Raw genomic sequence first — 17,092 nt, 5'->3', positions numbered from 1 at the left:
GGTTGCTGCCTCCTGCTCGAGGGATTGCTGTATCTGTCACGGTATGCGCCCGTACGGGGGACGGCGCGGCGAAGCCCGGGAGCGCCCGGAAACGCCGGTGGCCCGGTCCTGAAGGTTCAGGACCGGGCCACTTTGCGTCAGCGGTGGAAACTGCGGATCAGACTCCGGCAGGCTCGGGCTCGCGCTTCTCCTGCGCGGGCACCGGGGTGTCGCCGAGCTCCTTGTGCAGCTTCTCGCCCTCGACATCCACGTTGGGCAGGATGCGGTTCAGCCACTTCGGCAGCCACCAGGCCTTGTGGCCGAGCAGCGCGAGGACCGCGGGCACGATCGCCATACGGACCACGAAGGCGTCGAAGAGGACCGCGATCGCGAGGCCGAAGCCCATCGTCTTGACCATGTCGTCGCTCTCCAGGATGAAGCCGGAGAACACGCTGATCATGATGACCGCGGCCGCCGCGACGACCCGGCCGCCGAGGGTGAAGCCCTTGGTGATGGCCTCGGCCGGCGAGGAGCCGTGCACGTACGCCTCGCGCATCCGGGTCACCAGGAAGACCTCGTAGTCCATGGCGAGACCGAAGACCACACCGATCATGAAGATCGGCATCATCGACATGATCGGACCCGGCTGGTCCACGCCGAAGACGTCCGCGAGCCAGCCCCACTGGAACACCGCGACCAGGGCGCCGAGCGCCGCCATCACGGAGAGCAGGAAGCCGAGGGCCGCCTTCAGCGGGACGAGGATGGAGCGGAACACCAGCATCAGCAGGATGACGGCCAGGCCGACGATGATGCCGAGGTAGGGCAGCAGGGCGTCGTTCAGCGTCTGCGAGAAGTCGATCGTCATGGCGGTCATGCCGGAGACGAGGACGGTGGCGCCGGTGGCGTCCTTGAGGTCGCCGGCCGCGTCGCGCAGGTCGTGGACCAGCGTCTCGGTGGCCGGGTCGCTCGGACCGGTCTTCGGCACCACGGTGATCATCGCGGTGTCGCCGGACTTGTTGAACACAGCCGGGGACACGGCCGCGACATCCTTCAGCTCACCGAACTTCTTGACGACCTCGTCTGCCGCGGCCTTCGGGTCGGCGGCGTCCTTGGCATCCACGACACCGGTCAGCGGGCCGTTGAAGCCTGCGCCGAAGGACTCCGACAGCATGTCGTAGGCCTTGCGCTGCGTGGTGTCGGGCGCCGAGCTGCCCTCGTCGGGCAGGCCGAGCTCCAGGCTGGTGGCCGGCAGGGCGATGACGCCGAGGCCGAGCACCGCGGTGACCAGGACGGTCACCGGGCGGCGCAGCACGAAGTGGGCCCAGCGGGTGCCGAGCTTGGTCTTGCCGGCGCCCTTGGGCTCGGTGCCGGTCTTCAGGGCCTTGCGGTCCTTGCGGCTCAGCGCACGCTTGCCGGCGAAGGCGAGCAGCGCCGGGGTCAGGGTGAGCGCGATCAGGACGGCCACGGCGACGGTGCCGGCTGCGGCCAGACCCATCTTGGTGAGGATCGGGATGTTGACGACGGCCAGACCCGACAGGGCCACGATCACGGTGAGACCGGCGAAGACCACGGCGGAGCCCGCGGTGCCGACGGCGCGGCCGGCGGCCTCCTCGTAGGAGCGGCCCTCGGCGATCTCGGCCCGGTAGCGGGCGATGATGAACAGCGCGTAGTCGATGGCGACCGCGAGGCCGATCATCGTGGCGAGGGTGCCGGTGGTGGCCGACAGGCCCAGGGCCGAGCCGAGCGCGGCGATCGCGGAGACACCGATGCCGACACCGATGATCGCGGAGAGCAGCGGCATACCGGCGGCGACCAGCGAGCCGAAGGTCAGGACGAGGACGACGAGCGCGACGCCCATGCCGATGAGCTCGGCGGTGCCGCCCATCTCGGGCTCGGCCTGGACCGCGTCACCACCGGTCTCGATGGTGTAGCCGTCGCTGCGGGCCTTGTCCGTGGTCTTGGTGAGGGCCTCACGCGCCTCGTCGGTCAGCTCCTGCGCGTTGACCTTGTACGACACGGAGGCGTACGCGGTCGAGCCGTCCTTGCTGACGGCATTGGCCTCGTAGGGGTTCGCGACCTGCTTGACCTGCGGGTTGTCGGAGAGGTCGGTGAGCAGGGCATTGACGTGCGCCTTGCCGTCACCCGAGGTGAGCGTCGCGCCCTCAGGCGCCTTGATCACCACTCGGGCCGTGGCGCCGTCGGCGTTCCCGCCCGGGAAGCGCTCGGCGAGCAGGTCGAACGCCTTCTGGGACTCGGTCCCGGGCATGGAGAAGGAGTCTTCGGGCGCGGCGGGTGCCACGGACGAGGCACCGCCGATGCCCACGAGTATGGCCACCCACATGAGGGCGACCAGACCGCGGCGCCGGAAAGCACCTCGGCCGAGTCGATAAAGGAACGTAGCCACCTGAGACCAAGCTTCCGTCGAGTTACGGGCAGGACGAAGACCGGGCAGACGGGGAGAAGCAGGAAGTTCTGTCCGGTGTACCCCTCCATCGTCACCGGCCGTTTCCGGCTTTTACTCAGCCATTAGGCCTGGTCTCACGTACTGCGCTGGGTGTAGTGAACGGGTCCGTTCCCTCCACCTGGTGTAGATCAACGGGCGATAGATGTAAGCCACACCGGGATCGGGAGGTGGCCGGCAGAGGCGCGTGGAGCTCGGCAGCGGGGCCCGGGGAAGGCCCGGCCCGCACGGGCGAGGGACAATGGCGCCCATGTCACGACGTCCCTCACGCCGCGCGCAGGCGCCCGCCGCACGGCGCGGCGCGGCCCCCGAAGTCACCGCCACGACCCCCTGCCCTTGCGGTCGGGGCAACCCCTACGGGATGTGTTGCGGACGTTTGCACTCCGGTACGGCGCGTGCCGCGAGCCCCGAGGACCTGATGCGTTCCCGGTACGCGGCGTTCGTCGTACGGGACGAGGCATATCTGCTGCGGACCTGGCATCCGGACACCCGGCCGCCGTCGGTGGGGTTCGATCCCGGGATGCGGTGGACCGGCCTGGAGATCGAGGCCACGTCCGAGGGCACGGCCTTCCACACCGCGGGCACCGTGACGTTCCTGGCCCGCTACACGGACGCGGATGCGCCCGGTGAGCTGCACGAGCGGAGCCGGTTCGTGCGCCTGGACGGTGCGTGGGTCTATGTGGACGGGGAGTTCCTCGACTGACCGGTCCTGGACCTTCGGCGCCCGCTGCGGGCGGCGGCGGGTCCCGGTACGGCGTCCGGCATCATGGACGTGACGTGCGCGAACGCGGGCGCGAACACCGAGGAGGGTGAGCAGCTGTGGGCTCCGATCAGGTCGCCGTGATCATGGGTGTGTCCGGCACGGGCAAGTCCACGGTCGGACGTCTGCTTGCCGATGAGCTGGCGGTGCCGTACGCCGAGGCGGATGAATTCCACTCGGCCGCGAACGTCGAGAAGATGCGCTCGGGCACCCCTCTCACCGACGAGGACCGATGGCCCTGGCTCGACGCGATCGGCGCGTGGGCGGCTTCGCGGGCCGGGCTCGGCGGGGTCGTGAGCTGTTCCGCACTGAAGCGGGTGTACCGCGACCGGCTGCGGGCGGCCGCGCCCGGCCTGGTGTTCGTCCATCTGTCGGGCTCGCGCGAACTGATCACCGCTCGCCAGTCGGCACGCGAGGGCCACTTCATGCCGGCCTCGCTCATCGCCTCGCAGTTCGACACCCTGGAGGAGCTGGGCGCGGACGAGGCGGGCGTGGTGGTCGACGTGACGCCCGCGCCCGAGCAGATCGCCTCCGAGGCGGCCGAGCGCCTGCGCAAGCTCTGAGTGCGCCGAGCGCCTGCGCAGGCGCTGAGCGGCCGGGGCGGTCCGCTAGCGGCCCCACGCCGGCATGATCTCCTCGTGGATCAGCCGCAGTTGGGTGTCCACGTCCGCGGCGCCCGGCAGGTCGCGGCCCGTGAAGGCGCGGACGAGCGCGCGGTCCGTGACGGCGCAGATCATGTGGTTCACACCGCTCGGTTCGATGTCGCGCCGTATCTTCTCCAGGCACTCGTCGGGCGTGCCCGCCACGGACAGCTTCTCCGCGATCTCCGGCGAGGTCAGCTCGATGCCGCGGGCCAGATCGCCGGCCGCGATCGCATCGATCACCGGCTTGAGCTCCGCGGGTTCCACGCCGTTGCGGCGCAGCTGCTCCTCGGGCATCGAGGAGGCGTAGATCCCGACCATGGAACGCGCGGCTTCCTTGGCCTTCGCCGAGTCCGGTCCGGTCGCGAACACCACCCACGCGCCGATGTCGAGGCTCCGCCAGTCCTTGCCCGCACGCTCGGCCCCGGTCCGCAGATGCTCCACCGCATAGTCGTACGCCTCGCGCGTGTAGCTCAGCGCGTGATGGCAGCCGTCCGACAACTCCCCCGCCGCCTCGAAGGACTTCGGGCCGCGCATCGCGCCCAGCTTCAGCGGCAGCCGCTCCTGCACGGGGCGGGCGAAGGTGAACAGCCCCTCGTACGAGAAGAATTCGCCGTCGTACGTGATCATCCCCTCGTCGAGCAGCGTACGGATGACGTGCAGCGCTTCCTTGGTGCGCGAGAGCGGCTTCTGCCGTGTCCAGTCGATGCCGTACTGCGCGAGCAGACCGAAGTTGCCGCAGGACAGGACGCCTTCGGCGCGTCCGCCGGAGAGTTCGTCGAGGGTGGCGAGCGCCTGCGCGATGAGGGTGGGCTCCCGTAACACCACCGAGGACAGGCTCGGGCCGAGGCGGATGTCACGGGTCTCGCGGGCGGCCGCGGCGAAGAGCAGCCACATGTCCTTGTGCCAGGTCTCGTCGGCGGCATGGACGGCATGGAAACCGAGTTCGTCCGCGAGACGGATCGAGGCGAGCGACTCGTCCAGCGGGTAGTCGGGCAGCATCACGTAGCTGAACTTCACAGGTGTGCCTCCGACGCGCGGGGCGGCGCCCCCTGCGCCGCCGCGACCCACGACCCTGTGGCATGTGCATGGGCGTGTCATGGAGGAACCCGCGCACTTCACGGCCGGTCACCGAACCGTTTCAGGGCCTCCACAAGGGGTGTTCGCGTTCCGCCTCAGGGCCGCCACAAGGAATGTTCCCGTTCCGCCCAGGCGCGGTCCACCGAGCCCGTACGCAGGCCGCGCCGGGACTCCGGGTCCGCGAGGGCCTTGCCGATGTGGCCGGCCAGGACGACGGAGATCGCGAGGGCGAGCCAATCGTGGACGAAGGTCGAGCCGGTGCGCCAGCTCAGCGGCGTGAGATGCGTGAACCACATGATCAGGCCCGTGCCGAGCATCACCAGGGTCGCGCCGGCGATCCACGCCGCGTACGACTTCTGGCCCGCGTTGAACTTCCCCGCCGGTCGCGGCCCCTTCTCGCGGCGCAGCGCGGCGCGCCACCAGTCCCGGTCGTGCGGACCGAAGCGGTTGAGGCGGCGCAGGTCGGCGCGGAAGGCGCGCGAGAGAAGGCCGACGAGGAACGGGGCGGGCAGCAGGATGCCGGACCACTCGTGGACCGTCACCATCAGATAGCGGCGGCCGACCAGTTGGGCCAGGGACGGCAGGTAGAGGCAGGCCGCCGAGAAGAGGCAGACGGCCATCAGGGCCGCTGTGGTGCGGTGGATCCAGCGTTCGCCCCGGCTGAACCTCCGTACGCGCGCGGGGAGTTCAGGTGGTGGGGGTGTCGTCGCGGCCGTTGGACCGGCCGACCCAGGCGTCGATGTCATAGCCTCGCTCCTCCCAGTAACCGGGGATGACCTTGTCGGTGACGGTGATCCGGGAGAGCCACTTGGCCGACTTGTAGAAGTACATGGGCGCCACATAGAGACGGACAGGGCCGCCGTGCGCATGGGAGACGTCCTTGTCCTGCATGCGGTGGCAGACGAGCACGTCCTTGCGGCGCGCCTGCTGCAGGGTGAGGCTTTCGCTGTACGCGCCGTCGAAGCACTCGAAGCGGATGGCGCGCCCCTCGGGCAGCACCCCCGCGGCGTCCAACAGCTCGGAGAGCACGACGCCTTGGAAGGGGGTGTCGGGTACACGCCAGCCCGTGACGCACTGGACGTCGCGGACGATCCGGGTCTGCGGGAGTGCGCGGAGTTCGTCGAGGGTGTACGTCGCCGCGTGCTCGACGAGTCCGTCGACGGTGAGGCGGTAGGTGTCCTCGTTCTTGCGCGGTACGGAGGCGACCACCGAGTAGTAGCGGAAGCCGCCGCCCGCGGGCAGGACGTCGGTCAGACCCGTGGGGTCCTTCGCGGCCACCGCCTCGACGCCGCGCTGCAGTACGGGCGCGGCGGCGATACCGGCGGCGCCCAGGCCGAGCATGCCGAGGACGAGGCGGCGGCCGACGGGGGTGCCGCGGCCGTCGGGCTCGTCGGGAGGCTCGGTTCCGTGCGGGTCGGGGGGCGAGGGGGTGTTCACAGGACGATTCGAGCACTCACCGTGGGCGGAGTGAAGGGGCCACGGCTCTCCGTCCGCGTTTCGTCATAACCCGCGTGACCGGCCGCACAGCGCGGCCTACGCTGCGGCCATGCCGTATCCCGAGGACATGAAGACGTTCGACTTCGCCTTTCCCGGCCCGTTGCGCGACAAGCTGATCACCGCGGTGCTCGCCGGGGAGAAGACCTCCACCACCGGGCTCGTCCTCGACTACGAGCACTGGGGCGATCCGTTGCCCACCGTCGGCGAGCGCGGTGCGGTGGTCGACTCGGACGAACGCGTCGTCGCCGTCGTCGAGTTGACCGATGTACGGGTGCTGCCGCTCGCGGAAGTGGACGAGCAGCACGCGTTCGACGAGGGCGAGGGGTACCGGACCGTCGCCGCATGGCGTGCCGCGCACGAGAGGTTCTGGCACGGCGCCGAGATGCGGGAGGCGCTCGGCGACCCGGAGTTCACGGTGGACGACACCACACCGGTGGTCGCCCAGCGGTTCCGGGTGGTGGAACGGGTCGACCCGCCCGGGCCGAAGCCGACGGGCGGGTCGCTCTGACCGGCCGTTGATTCAGCCGACGGCCTTCGCCGCCGCCCGGCCCGCCGCCCGGCCGGAGAAGATGCAGCCGCCGAGGAAGGTGCCCTCCAGGGACCGGTAGCCGTGCACGCCGCCGCCGCCGAAGCCCGCCGCCTCGCCCGCCGCGTACACGCCGGGCAGCACCTCGCCGCCGTCGGTCAGGACCCGCGAGGACAAGTCCGTCTCCAGGCCGCCGAGGGACTTGCGGGTCAGGATGTTGAGGCGGACGGCGACGAGCGGTCCTGCCTTCGGGTCGAGGATGCGGTGCGGTGCGACCGTACGGATCAGCTTGTCGCCGAGGAACTTGCGCGAGCCGCGGATCGCGGTGATCTGCAGGTCCTTGGTGAACGGGTTGACGATCTCGCGGTCGCGTGCGGTGATCTCGCGGCGCAGCTCCGCCTCGTCGATCAGGTCGTCCTTCGTCAGCGCGTTCATCCCGCGGACCAGCGCGGAGAGATCGTCCTCGATGACGAAGTCGACTCCCTGGTCCATGAACGCCTTCACCGGACCCGGCACGTCCGCGCGCGCCCGGTCGATCACGCCGCGCACCGACTTGCCGGTGAGGTCGGGGTTCTGCTCGGAGCCCGAGAGCGTGAACTCCTTGCCGATGATGCGCTGGTTGAGCACGAACCAGGTGTAGTCGTGCCCGGTCTTCATGATGTGTTCCAGGGTGCCGAGGGTGTCGAAGCCGGGGAACAGCGGCACCGGCAGGCGCTTACCGCGCGCGTCGAGCCAGAGCGAGGACGGGCCCGGCAGGATCCGGATGCCGTGCTTGCGCCAGATCGGGTTCCAGTTCTCGATGCCCTCGGTGTAGTGCCACATACGGTCACCGTTGATGAGGCGGCCGCCGGCCTCCTCGGCGATGCCCAGCATCAGGCCGTCCACGTGCGCGGGCACACCGGAGAGCAGCTTGGCGGGAGCGGTGCCCAGGCGGGCGGGCCAGGCCTTGCGGACGAGGTCGTGGTTGCCGCCGATACCGCCCGAAGTGACGATCACCGCCTGGGCCTTGAGCTCGAAGGACCCGGTGACACTGCGGCTGGACTCCTGGCCGCGCTCGATCGAGGAGGCCTCGAGGATCTCGCCGCTGACCGTGTCGACCGAACCGGCGCTGCGGGACAGACCGGTGACCCGGTGGCGGAACTTCAGCTCGACCAGGCCGCGCGCCACGCCCTCGCGTACGCGCCGCTCGAAGGGTGCGACGAGGCCGGGGCCCGTGCCCCAGGTGATGTGGAAGCGTGGCACGGAGTTGCCGTGACCGGTGGCGTCGTAGCCGCCGCGCTCCGCCCAGCCGACCACCGGGAAGAACCGGACGCCCTGCCCGTACAGCCAGGAGCGCTTCTCGCCCGCGGCGAAGTCCACATACGCCTCGGCCCACTTGCGCGGCCAGTGGTCCTCCTCGCGGTCGAACCCGGCCGTGCCCATCCAGTCCTGGAGGGCGAGGTCATGGCTGTCCTTGATGCGCAGACGGCGCTGCTCGGGCGAGTCGACGAAGAAGAGCCCGCCGAAGGACCAGTGCGCCTGGCCGCCGATCGACTGCTCGGGCTCCTGGTCGAGGAGGATCACCTTGCGGCCGGCGTCGACGAGCTCCGCGGTGGCCACCAGGCCGGCGAGTCCCGCTCCGATCACGATCACATCTGCGTCGTACGCCATCGTCGCCGTCCGTTCTGTCAGTCCACAGCCATGGTTACCGGTCGGTCAGATCCTCGGTACAAGGGCGGGTTCCGTCAACTGTGTGCGAACCCTTGGCAAGGGGTGTGCGAACGCCCACACCGCGGCCGCAGGGGAGGCGATCAAGGGACGGGTCCGGCTATGGTCGCCCAAGTCCCCCACGTACGACCGCTCTTGAGGTCCCTTTGACGCTCCCCGTCTTATTCTTCGCGCTGGGTGCGGCCTGCTGTCTGGGTTTCGGCTTCGTGCTGCAGCAGAGCGCCGCCAGGAGCGCACCGCTCGGCGACTTCCTCTCCCCGAGGCTGCTGCTCGATCTCGTCCGGATGCCGCGCTGGCTGGCCGGAATCGCCCTGATGTCGGGGGGCACCGCGCTCGGTGCGGTCGCGCTGTCCTGGGGTGAGATGTCCCTGGTCGAGCCGCTGCTCGCCACGCATCTGCTGTTCGCGATGGCCCTGGTGCGCCGGCTCACCGGCCAGCGGCTGGGCCGGCAGGGCTGGGGCGGTCTGCTGCTGCTCGCGGGCGGGGTGAGCGCCTTCCTGATCGCGGGGCATCCCGAGGGGTCGGGGGCGAGCGTCTCGCCGCTGCGGCACTGGCTGGTGGTGGGCGCGGTGCTCGCCGCGGCGCTGGCCCTGACCGCGTTCGCGCGCCGCTTCCGCCTGGGCGTCGGCCCGGCACTGCTCGGCGCCGCGGGCGGTCTCCTCTACGGGCTGCAGGACGCGCTCACCCGCACCAGCGGCCAGCTCGTGGTCGGCGAGCGGGGCGTGCTCGGACTGCTCACCGCCTGGCAGCCGTACGGGGTGCTCGTCCTCGGCCTCGCCGGGCTGCTCCTGGTGCAGAGCGCGTTCGAGATGGCGCCGCTGCGCAGCTCGCTGCCCGCGCTCACCGCCGCGCAGCCGCTCGCGGGGATCGTCTGCGGCGTGGGCTTCCTCGGCGACCGGCTGCGCACGGACGCGGCCGCGCTGACGGTGCAGGCCGCCGGGCTGCTGGCGATCGTGGCGGGGATCGTGCTGCTCTGCCGGCATCCCGCGATGCCCACCGGTGCCACGGCGGCCCAGCCGGTACTCGCGGGGGCCGTGAAGGGCGGCTGAGCCGGTCCTGGCGGGGGCCGCCAAGGACGGCCGGACGCGCTCGTGTTGGATGTCCCGTACGAGCGGCGAAAGCGGCGAAGGGCGTACGGGATGAGCAGCGAAGAGATCATCGACATCGTGGACGAGCAGGACTGTGTCACCGGCCGGGAACCGCGCTCGGTCGCCTACCGCGAGGGCCTGCGCCACCGCTGCGCGTTCATCCTGGTGCGCGACGCCGAGGACCGGATCTTCGTCCACCGCAGGACGGCGACCAAGGCGGTCTTCCCCTCCCGTTACGACATGTTCGTCGGCGGAGTCGTCGGCGCGGGCGAGTCCTACGACGAGGCGGCGCTGCGCGAGGCCGAGGAGGAACTGGGCGTCCAGGGCCTCCCCCAACCCACGCCGCTCTTCAAGTTCCTGTACGAGGCGGATGGCCAGGGCTGGTGGTCCACGGTGTACGAGGTGCGCTGCGAACTCCCCGTATCCCCGCAGGAGTCCGAGGTGGCCTGGCACACGTTCCTCACGGACGAGGAGCTGGGGCAGCGGATCGACGACTGGGAGTGGACGCCGGACGGGCTCGAGGCGTACCGGCGCCTGGCGGAGTTCCGCGCGTAAGGGCTCCCGTCCCTGCTCGTAAGGGCTCCCGTCTCTGCGCGCAGGGTTCCCGCGGCCCCGCGCGCAGGGGCTCACGGAACGGATGATCGCCCGGGGATAGGGTGCGGGGCGTGAACGGGTTTCTGTCGTCGCTCCGGCTCTGGTTCGCACCCGCCCGCGTACGGGACGAGGGCGAGACCCCCGACTACCGCTTCTCGCTCGCCAACGAGCGGACCTTCCTCGCCTGGGTGCGCACCGCGCTCGCGCTGGTCGGCGGCGGGTTCGCGGTCGACCAGTTCCTGCCCGACCTGCGCTGGGCCTGGCGGATCGGCCTGTCGCTCGCGCTGCTCGCGGTGGGCGCGATGTGTGCGCTGCGGGCGGTGAACCACTGGGTGCGCTGCGAGCTCGCGATGCGCCGCGGCGAGGATCTGCCCGTGACCCGCTTCCCGGCCCTGCTCAGCCTCGCGGTCGGTGCGGTCGCGCTGATCATGGTCGTGGTGGTGCTCTTCGGCTGGGCCGAGCAGTGAGGGAGCGCCGGGCGCGGACGTGTGACGGGGCGGGGCGGTGACCGGGCCGGTCCGCGATCCCGGGCTGCAGCCCGAGCGCACGCGGCTCGCCTGGCGGCGTACGACGCTCTCCTGCACGGTCGCGGCGGTGCTCGCGGGCAAGCAGGCCCTGCAAGGCGGACCGTCCCCGCTCGGCCTCCTTGCGGTGGCGGCCTCGCTCCTGGTGTGGCTGGCCTTCGTGGCGCTCGCGCACCGGCGCATCCGGGCCCTGAGCGTGGCACGGCCGAGGGTCATGTCGGTGCGGGCCGCCTGGAGCGCGGCAGGCTGTGTCCTCGCGCTCACCGCGTTCTCGGTGGCGATCGTCCGCTGACGGTCCGGGTGGCGGTGGTGGGCCGAGTACCCCGCGATGGGCATACGCCGCCCCGTCGAGCGCACTGTGCCCCGGGGCGTCAGCCTCGCAACGCCCCGGCGAGGGCTCGTACTTCACGCTGGGCGAAGCCCGGATCGCGGGCCATCAGGCGGACGAGTTCCGCGCGCACCTCGCGGGTGCGGCCGGCGTCGACCAAGGCCCGGGCGCGGGTGAGGGCCGGGGCGACGTTGCGGTGGCGGACCACTCCGGGGAGCTGATCCGCGTCGAGCCAACGCCAGGACGGAAACCAGCCGGTGAGCTTCGGCTCGTGATCGGCCATCTCCCGCCATACGCAACCGTGCATCGAGACGCTGACGACATGGTCCGCCGGCAGCGTGCGGACCCAGTCCAGGTCCTGGTGCCAGCGACTGTGGTTCGGGCTCGGCTTGCCGCGCGGAGTCACTCCGACGTACCGCAGATTCCGGCGGATCACCGGCCAGGGTTCGCGGCTCTCCTCGATCCAGGCCCTGAGCTGCCCGTGCACGACGGAGAACGTGCTGCCCGAGTCCACCACGTCCACCAGCGCGATCGAGCGCTTGCGCCTGGCCAGCGCGTACGGGGAAAGACCGGCGGCGGCGAGATGCTCGCGGAAACGCATCCGCTCGGCGCGGGTCCAGCACGCGTCGTTCCCGGCGGACAGCGGGATCCGGTCGATCCGGCCACCCCAGCCGCTCTGCTCCAGCGCCCCGCTGAGCAGGTCGTACATTCCGTCGAGCGACCGCCCGAAGAAGCACGGATCGCCGCCGGCAGCGCGCGCGAGCACCTTCGCCGTGCAGTCGACCAGCGCGTCGAGGTAGCCCTCGCCGACGGAGCCGTCACCGGCGTGGGGCGGCGGCTCCGGGAGCTCTCCGATGCGGTCGGGGCGGCCGCCCCCGTATCCGGACAGGGTCCAGCGGTAGGGCCGGGGCGGCGGGTCGGTGCGGCGGTGGTCGGCGGGTTTCGGCATGCGTCAAAGGACAGCACCGGCGGCGGCCGCGGAGCATCCGAATTTCGGCGGGCGGCAGCGCGCACGGACTGTCTCCCCCGCTCCTCGCCCGCCCCGACTGGCAGGCTCGGACCGACCAGTTGGGATCGCTCCACGACCACACCAGGGGGACGGCATGACCGCAGGACAGCCCTATCCCGAACAGCTCGCGCCCGGCGTCACCGCCTACGTCCAGCCCGACGGCGGCTGGTGTCTCAACAACTCCGGCTGGGTGACCGACGGCGAGGCCACGCTGCTCGTGGACACCGCCGCCACCGAGCGCCGCACCCACGCGCTGCGCGAGGCGCTGCTCGCCGACGGCGCGCCGTTGCCGCGGTACGTGGTGAACACCCACCACCACGGCGACCACACCTATGGCAATGCGGTGTTCACGCCCGCCGCCACGGTCGTGGCGCATGAGCAGTGCCGTACCGAAGCGCTCGCGGCCGGGCCCCAGCTCCATCTCCTGTGGCCCGGGACCGACTTCGGCGACATCCGCATCACGCCCGCCTCGCTCACGTACAGCGACCGGATGACGCTGCACACGGCGGGGCGCACGGTGGAGCTGATCCATCCCGGCGCCGCGCACACGGTCGGCGACACCATCGTGTGGCTGCCGCGGGAGCGGATCGTGTTCACCGGGGACCTGGTCTTCGAGGGCGGTACGCCCTTCCTGCCGATGGGTTCGCTCAGCGGTTCCCTGCGGGCGCTCGGCCTGCTGCGGGAGCTGGGGGCCGAGACGGTGGTGCCCGGGCACGGGCCGGTGACCGACCCCTCCGCGTACGACCGCACCGAGCGGTATCTGCGGTTCGTCGCCGAGACCGCCGAGAAGGCGTACGCGGCCGGGCTCAGGCCGCTGGAGGCGGCCCGGGCCACGGACCTCGGCGAGTTCGGCGCGTGGCGGGAGAGCGAACGGCTCGTGACGAATCTGCACCGTGCGTACGCCGAGCTCGACGGGCGGCCCGAGGGTGCGCCGCTCGATCCGGTGGCCGTCTTCGGGGACATGGCGGTCATGAACGGCGGGGAGATGGTGACCTGCCACGCCTGAGACTCACGGGGGGGAGCCGACGGAGAAGCGGCGCGAGCCGACGGAGAAGCGGCGCGAGCCGACGAGCAAGCGGCGGGGAGCCGACGAGCAAGCGGCGGGGAGCCGACGGAAATCCCGCCGGAAATTCCGGGCATACCCGGCGCATAGCGACGAGAGACCGATCACTTCCCGCGTACGCACTGGACGACATACCGACTGGTCGGCATCATGCTGGACAGTCCATCATGAGGAGCGACGCATGAGCTCAGACCAGCTGCCAGGTCTCGATCTGGACCGGCTGCGTGACCATCTCGACCAAGAGGTACCCGGTCTCGTACAAGGTCCGCTCCAAGGGCGGCACATCGAGGGCGGCCGGTCGAACCTCACGTACGACATCACGGACGGCACCTCGCGCTGGGTGGTGCGGCGCCCGCCCCTCGGGCACGTGCTGGCCACCGCGCACGACATGAAGCGCGAGCACCGGGTGATCAAGGCGCTGCACCCGACCGCCGTACCGGTGCCGAAGACCGTGCTGCTGTGCGAGGACGAGGAGGTCCTCGGGGCTCCGTTCTTTGTGATGGAGTTCGTGGCCGGCACCCCGTACCGCACCGACGCGGAGCTGGCATCTCTCGGCGCCGAGCGGACCCGGGCGGCGGTCTTCTCTCTCGTGGACACCCTGGTCGACCTGCACGCGGTGGACCCCGAGACCGTCGGGCTCGCGGACTTCGGCCGGCCCGAGGGCTTCCTCGACCGGCAACTGCGTCGCTGGGGCAAGCAGTTGGACGCCTCGCGCAATCGCGACCTCGCCGGGATCGACGAGCTGCACGCGGCGCTCGGGCGTTCCCTGCCCGTCTCCCCCACGGCCACCGTCATCCACGGCGACTACCGCCTCGACAACGTGCTGATGGGTGAGGACGACCGGATCAAGGCCGTCTTGGACTGGGAGATGTCCACGCTCGGCGATCCGCTCACGGACCTCGGCCTGCTCGTGATGTACAGCGTGCCGCTCCGGCTCGCCGACTCCCCCATCAGCACCACCGCCACGGCCGCCGGGCACCCCACGCCGCAGGAGCTGATCGAGCGGTACGCCGAGCGCTCGGGCCGCGATGTCTCGGCGGTGTCCTGGTACACCGCGTTCGCCTGGTTCAAGCTCGCCGTGATCCTCGAGGGCATCCACTACCGCTACACCCTCGGCCAGACCGTCGGCTCCGGTTTCGACCGGATCGGCGAACTCGTACCCGTCTTCATCGAGCACGGCCTGACCACCCTTCAGGAAGGCTGATTCCGCATGGACTTCGCATTCGACGCCCGCACCGAGGAACTCCGCGCCAAACTGCTCGCCTTCATGGACGAGCACGTATACCCGGCGCAGAAGGTGATGCACGAGCAGCACGCCCAGCTGTCCTCGCCGTGGGAGGTGCCGCCGGTCGTCGAGGAGCTCAAGGCCGAGGCGCGCAGGCAGGGCCTGTGGAACCTCTTCCTGCCCGACGCCGAGTACGGTGCGGGGCTGACCAATCTGCAGTACGCGCCGCTCGCCGAAATCACCGGGCGCGCCCCGCAGTTGGCGCCCACCGCCCTGAACTGCGCGGCCCCGGACACCGGCAACATGGAGGTGCTCTCGCAGTTCGGCAGCGACGAGCAGAAGAAGCAGTGGCTGGAGCCGCTGCTCGCCGGTGAGATCCGCTCGGCGTTCGCGATGACGGAGCCCGAGGTGGCTTCCTCGGACGCGACGAACATCGAGACGCGCATCGAGCGCGACGGCGACGACTACGTCATCAACGGCCGCAAGTGGTACATCTCCGGGGCGATGAACCCCGCGTGCCAGATCTTCATCGTGATGGGCAAGACGGACCCGGACGGCGAGGACATCCGCCGCCAGCAGTCCATGATCCTGGTGTCGCGGGACACCCCGGGGCTCACCGTGAAGCGCGCCATGCAGGTGTTCGGCTACGAGGACCACTGGCACGGCGGGCACGCCGAGGTGGTCTTCGACAACGTGCGCGTACCGGCAGGCAATCTGATCGGCGAGGAGGGCGGCGGCTTCGCCATCGCCCAGGCGCGGCTCGGCCCGGGCCGTATCCACCACTGCATGCGCCTGATCGGTATGGCGGAGGCCGCCATCGAGCTGATGTGCAAGCGTGCGGTGGCCCGTACGGCCTTCGGCAAGCCGCTCGCGCAGCAGGGCGTGATCCACGAGTGGATCGCGGACGCGCGGGTCGCCGTCGAGCAGCTGCGGCTGCTCGTCCTGAAGACGGCCTGGCTGATGGACACGGTCGGGAACAAGGGTGCGCACACCGAGATCCAGTCCATCAAGATCGCGACGCCGCGGACGGTTGTGGGCATTCTCGACCGTGCGATCCAGCTGTACGGCGCGGGCGGCGTCAGCCAGGACTTCCCGCTGGCCGAGCTGTACGCGGGGGCGCGGACACTGATGATCGCGGACGGGCCCGACGAAGTGCACCAGCGTTCGCTGGCCAGGCGGGAGCTGAAGAAGTACCTCTGAGGGACCTTCGCCCTGCTTTCCCGGGACTCAGAGCCCGGGAAAGCAGGGCTCTTGGCGTCCGGAGCGGGGCGGCCGCGCACGTAGCGTTGGAAGGTCGTCGAGTGAAAGTGTCCCCACGCCATGTCCGCTCTTCTCGAAGCCCCCGCTTCCTCCGCCGCCACGCTCCGCACCGAGGCGCCCGCCGCGGCCCCCGCCCCAACTCCCGCCCCGAAGCTCGCCAACCCCGGCCCGCTCGGTCTCGCGGCCTTCGCCCTGACCACGTTCGTGCTCAGCATGTTCAACTCGGGGCTGATCTCCAACGCCGCCCTGAGCGCCGTGGTCCTGCCGCTCGCGCTGTTCTACGGCGGGCTCGCGCAGTTCGTCGCCGGTCTCTTCGAGTTCCGCCGCGGCAACACCTTCGGCACCACGGCGTTCATCTCGTACGGCGCGTTCTGGATGTCCTTCGCGGCCTACGTGAAGTTCGTCGTGCCGGGCCTGCCGGCCGCGGACGCGCACCTGGCGACCGGCCTGTACCTGATCGCGTGGTTCGTCTTCACGCTGTACATGACCATCGCCGCGATGAAGTCCGACCTCGCGCACAAGGTCGTCTTCACCACGCTGAGCCTGACGTTCCTGTTCCTGGCGCTCGGCGACCTGGCCCAGTCCACCGCCCTCGCGCACACCGGCGGCTTCCTCGGCCTGGTCTGCGCGGCGGCGGCCTTCTACACCTCGTTCGGCATCGTCACGAACGAGACCTGGGGCCGCAAGGTCATCCCGCTGGGCTGAGCCCCCGGGCGCCCCACGGCCCCGTGCCCGCTCACGGACGCAGCGCCCGCAGCAGCAGATCGGCCAGATGGTCGGCGACCTGCTGCGGGGTCAGCGGCCCGGCTGGCCGGTACCAGGTCGACAGGTGGTGGACGGATCCGAAGTGATAGTCCACCACCAGGTCCGCGGGCGTCGCCGAGGAGAAGACCCCGGCGGTCTGGCCCTCCTCGACCAGCGCGCGGAACCGCTCGTGATAGCGCCGGCGCTCGGCCCTGACCTGCTTGTTCTTCTCCGGGCTCAGATGGTGCATGGACCGGAAGAAGATCTGTGCGTCGTCGAGGTTCGCGATCGTGGTGACCACGACGTCGGCCGCCGCGTCCCGCAGCCGCTTCTCGACCGGCTCGTCCGCCTCCGCGTGCGCGTCGAGCCGCTCCTGCTGGAGGCGCAGCACCCGGGCGTAGATCTCGTGCAGCAGATCGTCCTTGGACCCGAAGTAGTGGTACAGCGCGCCCTTCGTGACGCCCGCCGCCTCCACGATCTCCTGCACCGAGGTGCGGTCGTACCCCTGCTCGGCGAAGAGCCGGGTGGCGGCGGCGAGCAGCCGCTGCGGGACGGGTGTGGTGGTCTGCTCCGTCTTTGGCACTGTCGCCACCTGCCTTCTGCTCC

18 protein-coding genes are annotated in these 17,092 nt (G+C 70.8%); 11 read left to right on the top strand and 7 right to left on the bottom strand.

What is annotated here, in order from left to right; all coding sequences use genetic code 11:
- Positions 1-157 precede the first annotated feature (157 nt).
- Positions 158-2,383, bottom strand: coding sequence for an MMPL family transporter (locus H9Y04_RS23005; RefSeq protein ID WP_187815878.1), 2,226 nt, complete (start codon positions 2,381-2,383; stop codon positions 158-160).
- 307 nt (positions 2,384-2,690) lie between these two features.
- Here H9Y04_RS23005 and H9Y04_RS23000 point away from each other — a divergent pair, with 307 nt between their 5' ends.
- Positions 2,691-3,143, top strand: a complete 453-nt coding sequence (locus H9Y04_RS23000) for a YchJ family protein (RefSeq protein WP_187815877.1) — start codon at positions 2,691-2,693, stop codon at positions 3,141-3,143.
- Between the two features lie 143 nt (positions 3,144-3,286).
- Positions 3,287-3,763: a gluconokinase gene (locus H9Y04_RS22995; protein ID WP_187816171.1), complete on the top strand. Its 477-nt coding sequence runs from the start codon at positions 3,287-3,289 to the stop codon at positions 3,761-3,763.
- A 45-nt stretch (positions 3,764-3,808) separates the two neighbouring features.
- Here the strand turns inward: H9Y04_RS22995 and H9Y04_RS22990 are convergent, their stop codons facing one another.
- The 3 genes from H9Y04_RS22990 to H9Y04_RS22980 form a co-directional block, all read right to left on the bottom strand.
- Positions 3,809-4,861 carry an LLM class flavin-dependent oxidoreductase gene (locus H9Y04_RS22990; protein WP_187815876.1) on the bottom strand — a complete coding sequence of 351 codons (1,053 nt, stop codon included), beginning with the start codon at positions 4,859-4,861 and terminating at the stop codon, positions 3,809-3,811.
- A gap of 155 nt (positions 4,862-5,016) precedes the next feature.
- The gene (locus tag H9Y04_RS22985) at positions 5,017-5,667 is read right to left on the bottom strand and encodes a cytochrome b/b6 domain-containing protein (protein ID WP_187815875.1); all 651 of its coding nucleotides are present in this window, start codon (positions 5,665-5,667) and stop codon (positions 5,017-5,019) included.
- Entirely contained in the window at positions 5,609-6,262 is a 654-nt protein-coding gene (locus tag H9Y04_RS22980) for a molybdopterin-dependent oxidoreductase (protein ID WP_187816170.1), read from the bottom strand. The genes H9Y04_RS22985 and H9Y04_RS22980 overlap by 59 nt, the downstream gene beginning before the upstream one ends.
- A gap of 205 nt (positions 6,263-6,467) precedes the next feature.
- On the opposite strand from H9Y04_RS22980, the gene H9Y04_RS22975 reads away from it, so the two are divergent.
- Positions 6,468-6,926 (top strand): ASCH domain-containing protein, encoded by a 459-nt coding sequence (locus H9Y04_RS22975; RefSeq protein ID WP_187815874.1) that lies wholly within the window; start codon positions 6,468-6,470, stop codon positions 6,924-6,926.
- Between the two features lie 12 nt (positions 6,927-6,938).
- Here the strand turns inward: H9Y04_RS22975 and H9Y04_RS22970 are convergent, their stop codons facing one another.
- On the bottom strand, positions 6,939-8,594 hold the full coding sequence (locus H9Y04_RS22970; RefSeq protein WP_187815873.1) for an FAD-binding dehydrogenase: 1,656 nt from the start codon (positions 8,592-8,594) through the stop codon (positions 6,939-6,941).
- Positions 8,595-8,797: 203 nt separating this feature from the next.
- On the opposite strand from H9Y04_RS22970, the gene H9Y04_RS22965 reads away from it, so the two are divergent.
- The 4 genes from H9Y04_RS22965 (at position 8,798) to H9Y04_RS22950 (ending at position 11,149) form a co-directional block, all read left to right on the top strand.
- Positions 8,798-9,700, top strand: coding sequence for a DMT family transporter (locus tag H9Y04_RS22965; protein WP_187815872.1), 903 nt, complete (start codon positions 8,798-8,800; stop codon positions 9,698-9,700).
- A 90-nt stretch (positions 9,701-9,790) separates the two neighbouring features.
- The gene (locus H9Y04_RS22960) at positions 9,791-10,294 is read left to right on the top strand and encodes an NUDIX hydrolase (protein WP_187815871.1); all 504 of its coding nucleotides are present in this window, start codon (positions 9,791-9,793) and stop codon (positions 10,292-10,294) included.
- A 110-nt stretch (positions 10,295-10,404) separates the two neighbouring features.
- Positions 10,405-10,800, top strand: a complete 396-nt coding sequence (locus H9Y04_RS22955; RefSeq protein ID WP_187815870.1) for a YidH family protein — start codon at positions 10,405-10,407, stop codon at positions 10,798-10,800.
- A 37-nt stretch (positions 10,801-10,837) separates the two neighbouring features.
- Positions 10,838-11,149 carry a DUF202 domain-containing protein gene (locus H9Y04_RS22950; protein ID WP_187815869.1) on the top strand — a complete coding sequence of 104 codons (312 nt, stop codon included), beginning with the start codon at positions 10,838-10,840 and terminating at the stop codon, positions 11,147-11,149.
- A 79-nt stretch (positions 11,150-11,228) separates the two neighbouring features.
- Here H9Y04_RS22950 and H9Y04_RS22945 read toward each other — a convergent pair whose 3' ends face one another.
- Positions 11,229-12,134, bottom strand: a complete 906-nt coding sequence (locus H9Y04_RS22945; protein ID WP_187815868.1) for a hypothetical protein — start codon at positions 12,132-12,134, stop codon at positions 11,229-11,231.
- Between the two features lie 154 nt (positions 12,135-12,288).
- On the opposite strand from H9Y04_RS22945, the gene H9Y04_RS22940 reads away from it, so the two are divergent.
- The 4 genes from H9Y04_RS22940 (at position 12,289) to H9Y04_RS22925 (ending at position 16,447) form a co-directional block, all read left to right on the top strand.
- A complete protein-coding gene (locus H9Y04_RS22940) occupies positions 12,289-13,200 on the top strand; it encodes an MBL fold metallo-hydrolase (protein ID WP_187815867.1) in 912 nt (303 codons plus the stop codon).
- Positions 13,201-13,438: 238 nt separating this feature from the next.
- On the top strand, positions 13,439-14,461 hold the full coding sequence (locus H9Y04_RS22935; protein WP_187815866.1) for a phosphotransferase family protein: 1,023 nt from the start codon (positions 13,439-13,441) through the stop codon (positions 14,459-14,461).
- Between the two features lie 6 nt (positions 14,462-14,467).
- Positions 14,468-15,682 carry an acyl-CoA dehydrogenase family protein gene (locus tag H9Y04_RS22930; protein WP_187815865.1) on the top strand — a complete coding sequence of 405 codons (1,215 nt, stop codon included), beginning with the start codon at positions 14,468-14,470 and terminating at the stop codon, positions 15,680-15,682.
- Between the two features lie 120 nt (positions 15,683-15,802).
- Complete coding sequence (locus H9Y04_RS22925; RefSeq protein ID WP_187815864.1) at positions 15,803-16,447, top strand: acetate uptake transporter; 645 nt, start codon at positions 15,803-15,805, stop codon at positions 16,445-16,447.
- Positions 16,448-16,478: 31 nt separating this feature from the next.
- Here the strand turns inward: H9Y04_RS22925 and H9Y04_RS22920 are convergent, their stop codons facing one another.
- The gene (locus H9Y04_RS22920; protein ID WP_438818135.1) at positions 16,479-17,078 is read right to left on the bottom strand and encodes a TetR/AcrR family transcriptional regulator; all 600 of its coding nucleotides are present in this window, start codon (positions 17,076-17,078) and stop codon (positions 16,479-16,481) included.
- Positions 17,079-17,092 lie beyond the last annotated feature (14 nt).

Origin of the sequence: Streptomyces polyasparticus (assembly GCF_014493765.1) — a bacterium.
GTDB classification, from domain to species: domain Bacteria; phylum Actinomycetota; class Actinomycetes; order Streptomycetales; family Streptomycetaceae; genus Streptomyces; species Streptomyces polyasparticus.
Note: the sequence above shows the minus strand (reverse complement) of the source record. Positions and strands in the feature narration are given on the sequence as shown.

What these genes read in the sequence shown, in the direction of transcription:
- H9Y04_RS22945 (WP_187815868.1), bottom strand. Translation starts at nt 12,134, where the DNA reads ATGCCGAAACCCGCCGACCACCGCCGCACCGACCCGCCGCCCCGGCCC.
- H9Y04_RS22995 (WP_187816171.1), top strand. Translation starts at nt 3,287, where the DNA reads ATGGGTGTGTCCGGCACGGGCAAGTCCACGGTCGGACGTCTGCTTGCC.
- H9Y04_RS22975 (WP_187815874.1), top strand. Translation starts at nt 6,468, where the DNA reads ATGCCGTATCCCGAGGACATGAAGACGTTCGACTTCGCCTTTCCCGGC.
- H9Y04_RS23000 (WP_187815877.1), top strand. Translation starts at nt 2,691, where the DNA reads ATGTCACGACGTCCCTCACGCCGCGCGCAGGCGCCCGCCGCACGGCGC.
- H9Y04_RS22940 (WP_187815867.1), top strand. Translation starts at nt 12,289, where the DNA reads ATGACCGCAGGACAGCCCTATCCCGAACAGCTCGCGCCCGGCGTCACC.
- H9Y04_RS22930 (WP_187815865.1), top strand. Translation starts at nt 14,468, where the DNA reads ATGGACTTCGCATTCGACGCCCGCACCGAGGAACTCCGCGCCAAACTG.
- H9Y04_RS22960 (WP_187815871.1), top strand. Translation starts at nt 9,791, where the DNA reads ATGAGCAGCGAAGAGATCATCGACATCGTGGACGAGCAGGACTGTGTC.
- H9Y04_RS22970 (WP_187815873.1), bottom strand. Translation starts at nt 8,594, where the DNA reads ATGGCGTACGACGCAGATGTGATCGTGATCGGAGCGGGACTCGCCGGC.
- H9Y04_RS22985 (WP_187815875.1), bottom strand. Translation starts at nt 5,667, where the DNA reads ATGACATCGACGCCTGGGTCGGCCGGTCCAACGGCCGCGACGACACCC.
- H9Y04_RS22980 (WP_187816170.1), bottom strand. Translation starts at nt 6,262, where the DNA reads ATGCTCGGCCTGGGCGCCGCCGGTATCGCCGCCGCGCCCGTACTGCAG.
- H9Y04_RS22925 (WP_187815864.1), top strand. Translation starts at nt 15,803, where the DNA reads ATGTCCGCTCTTCTCGAAGCCCCCGCTTCCTCCGCCGCCACGCTCCGC.
- H9Y04_RS22935 (WP_187815866.1), top strand. Translation starts at nt 13,439, where the DNA reads ATGAGCTCAGACCAGCTGCCAGGTCTCGATCTGGACCGGCTGCGTGAC.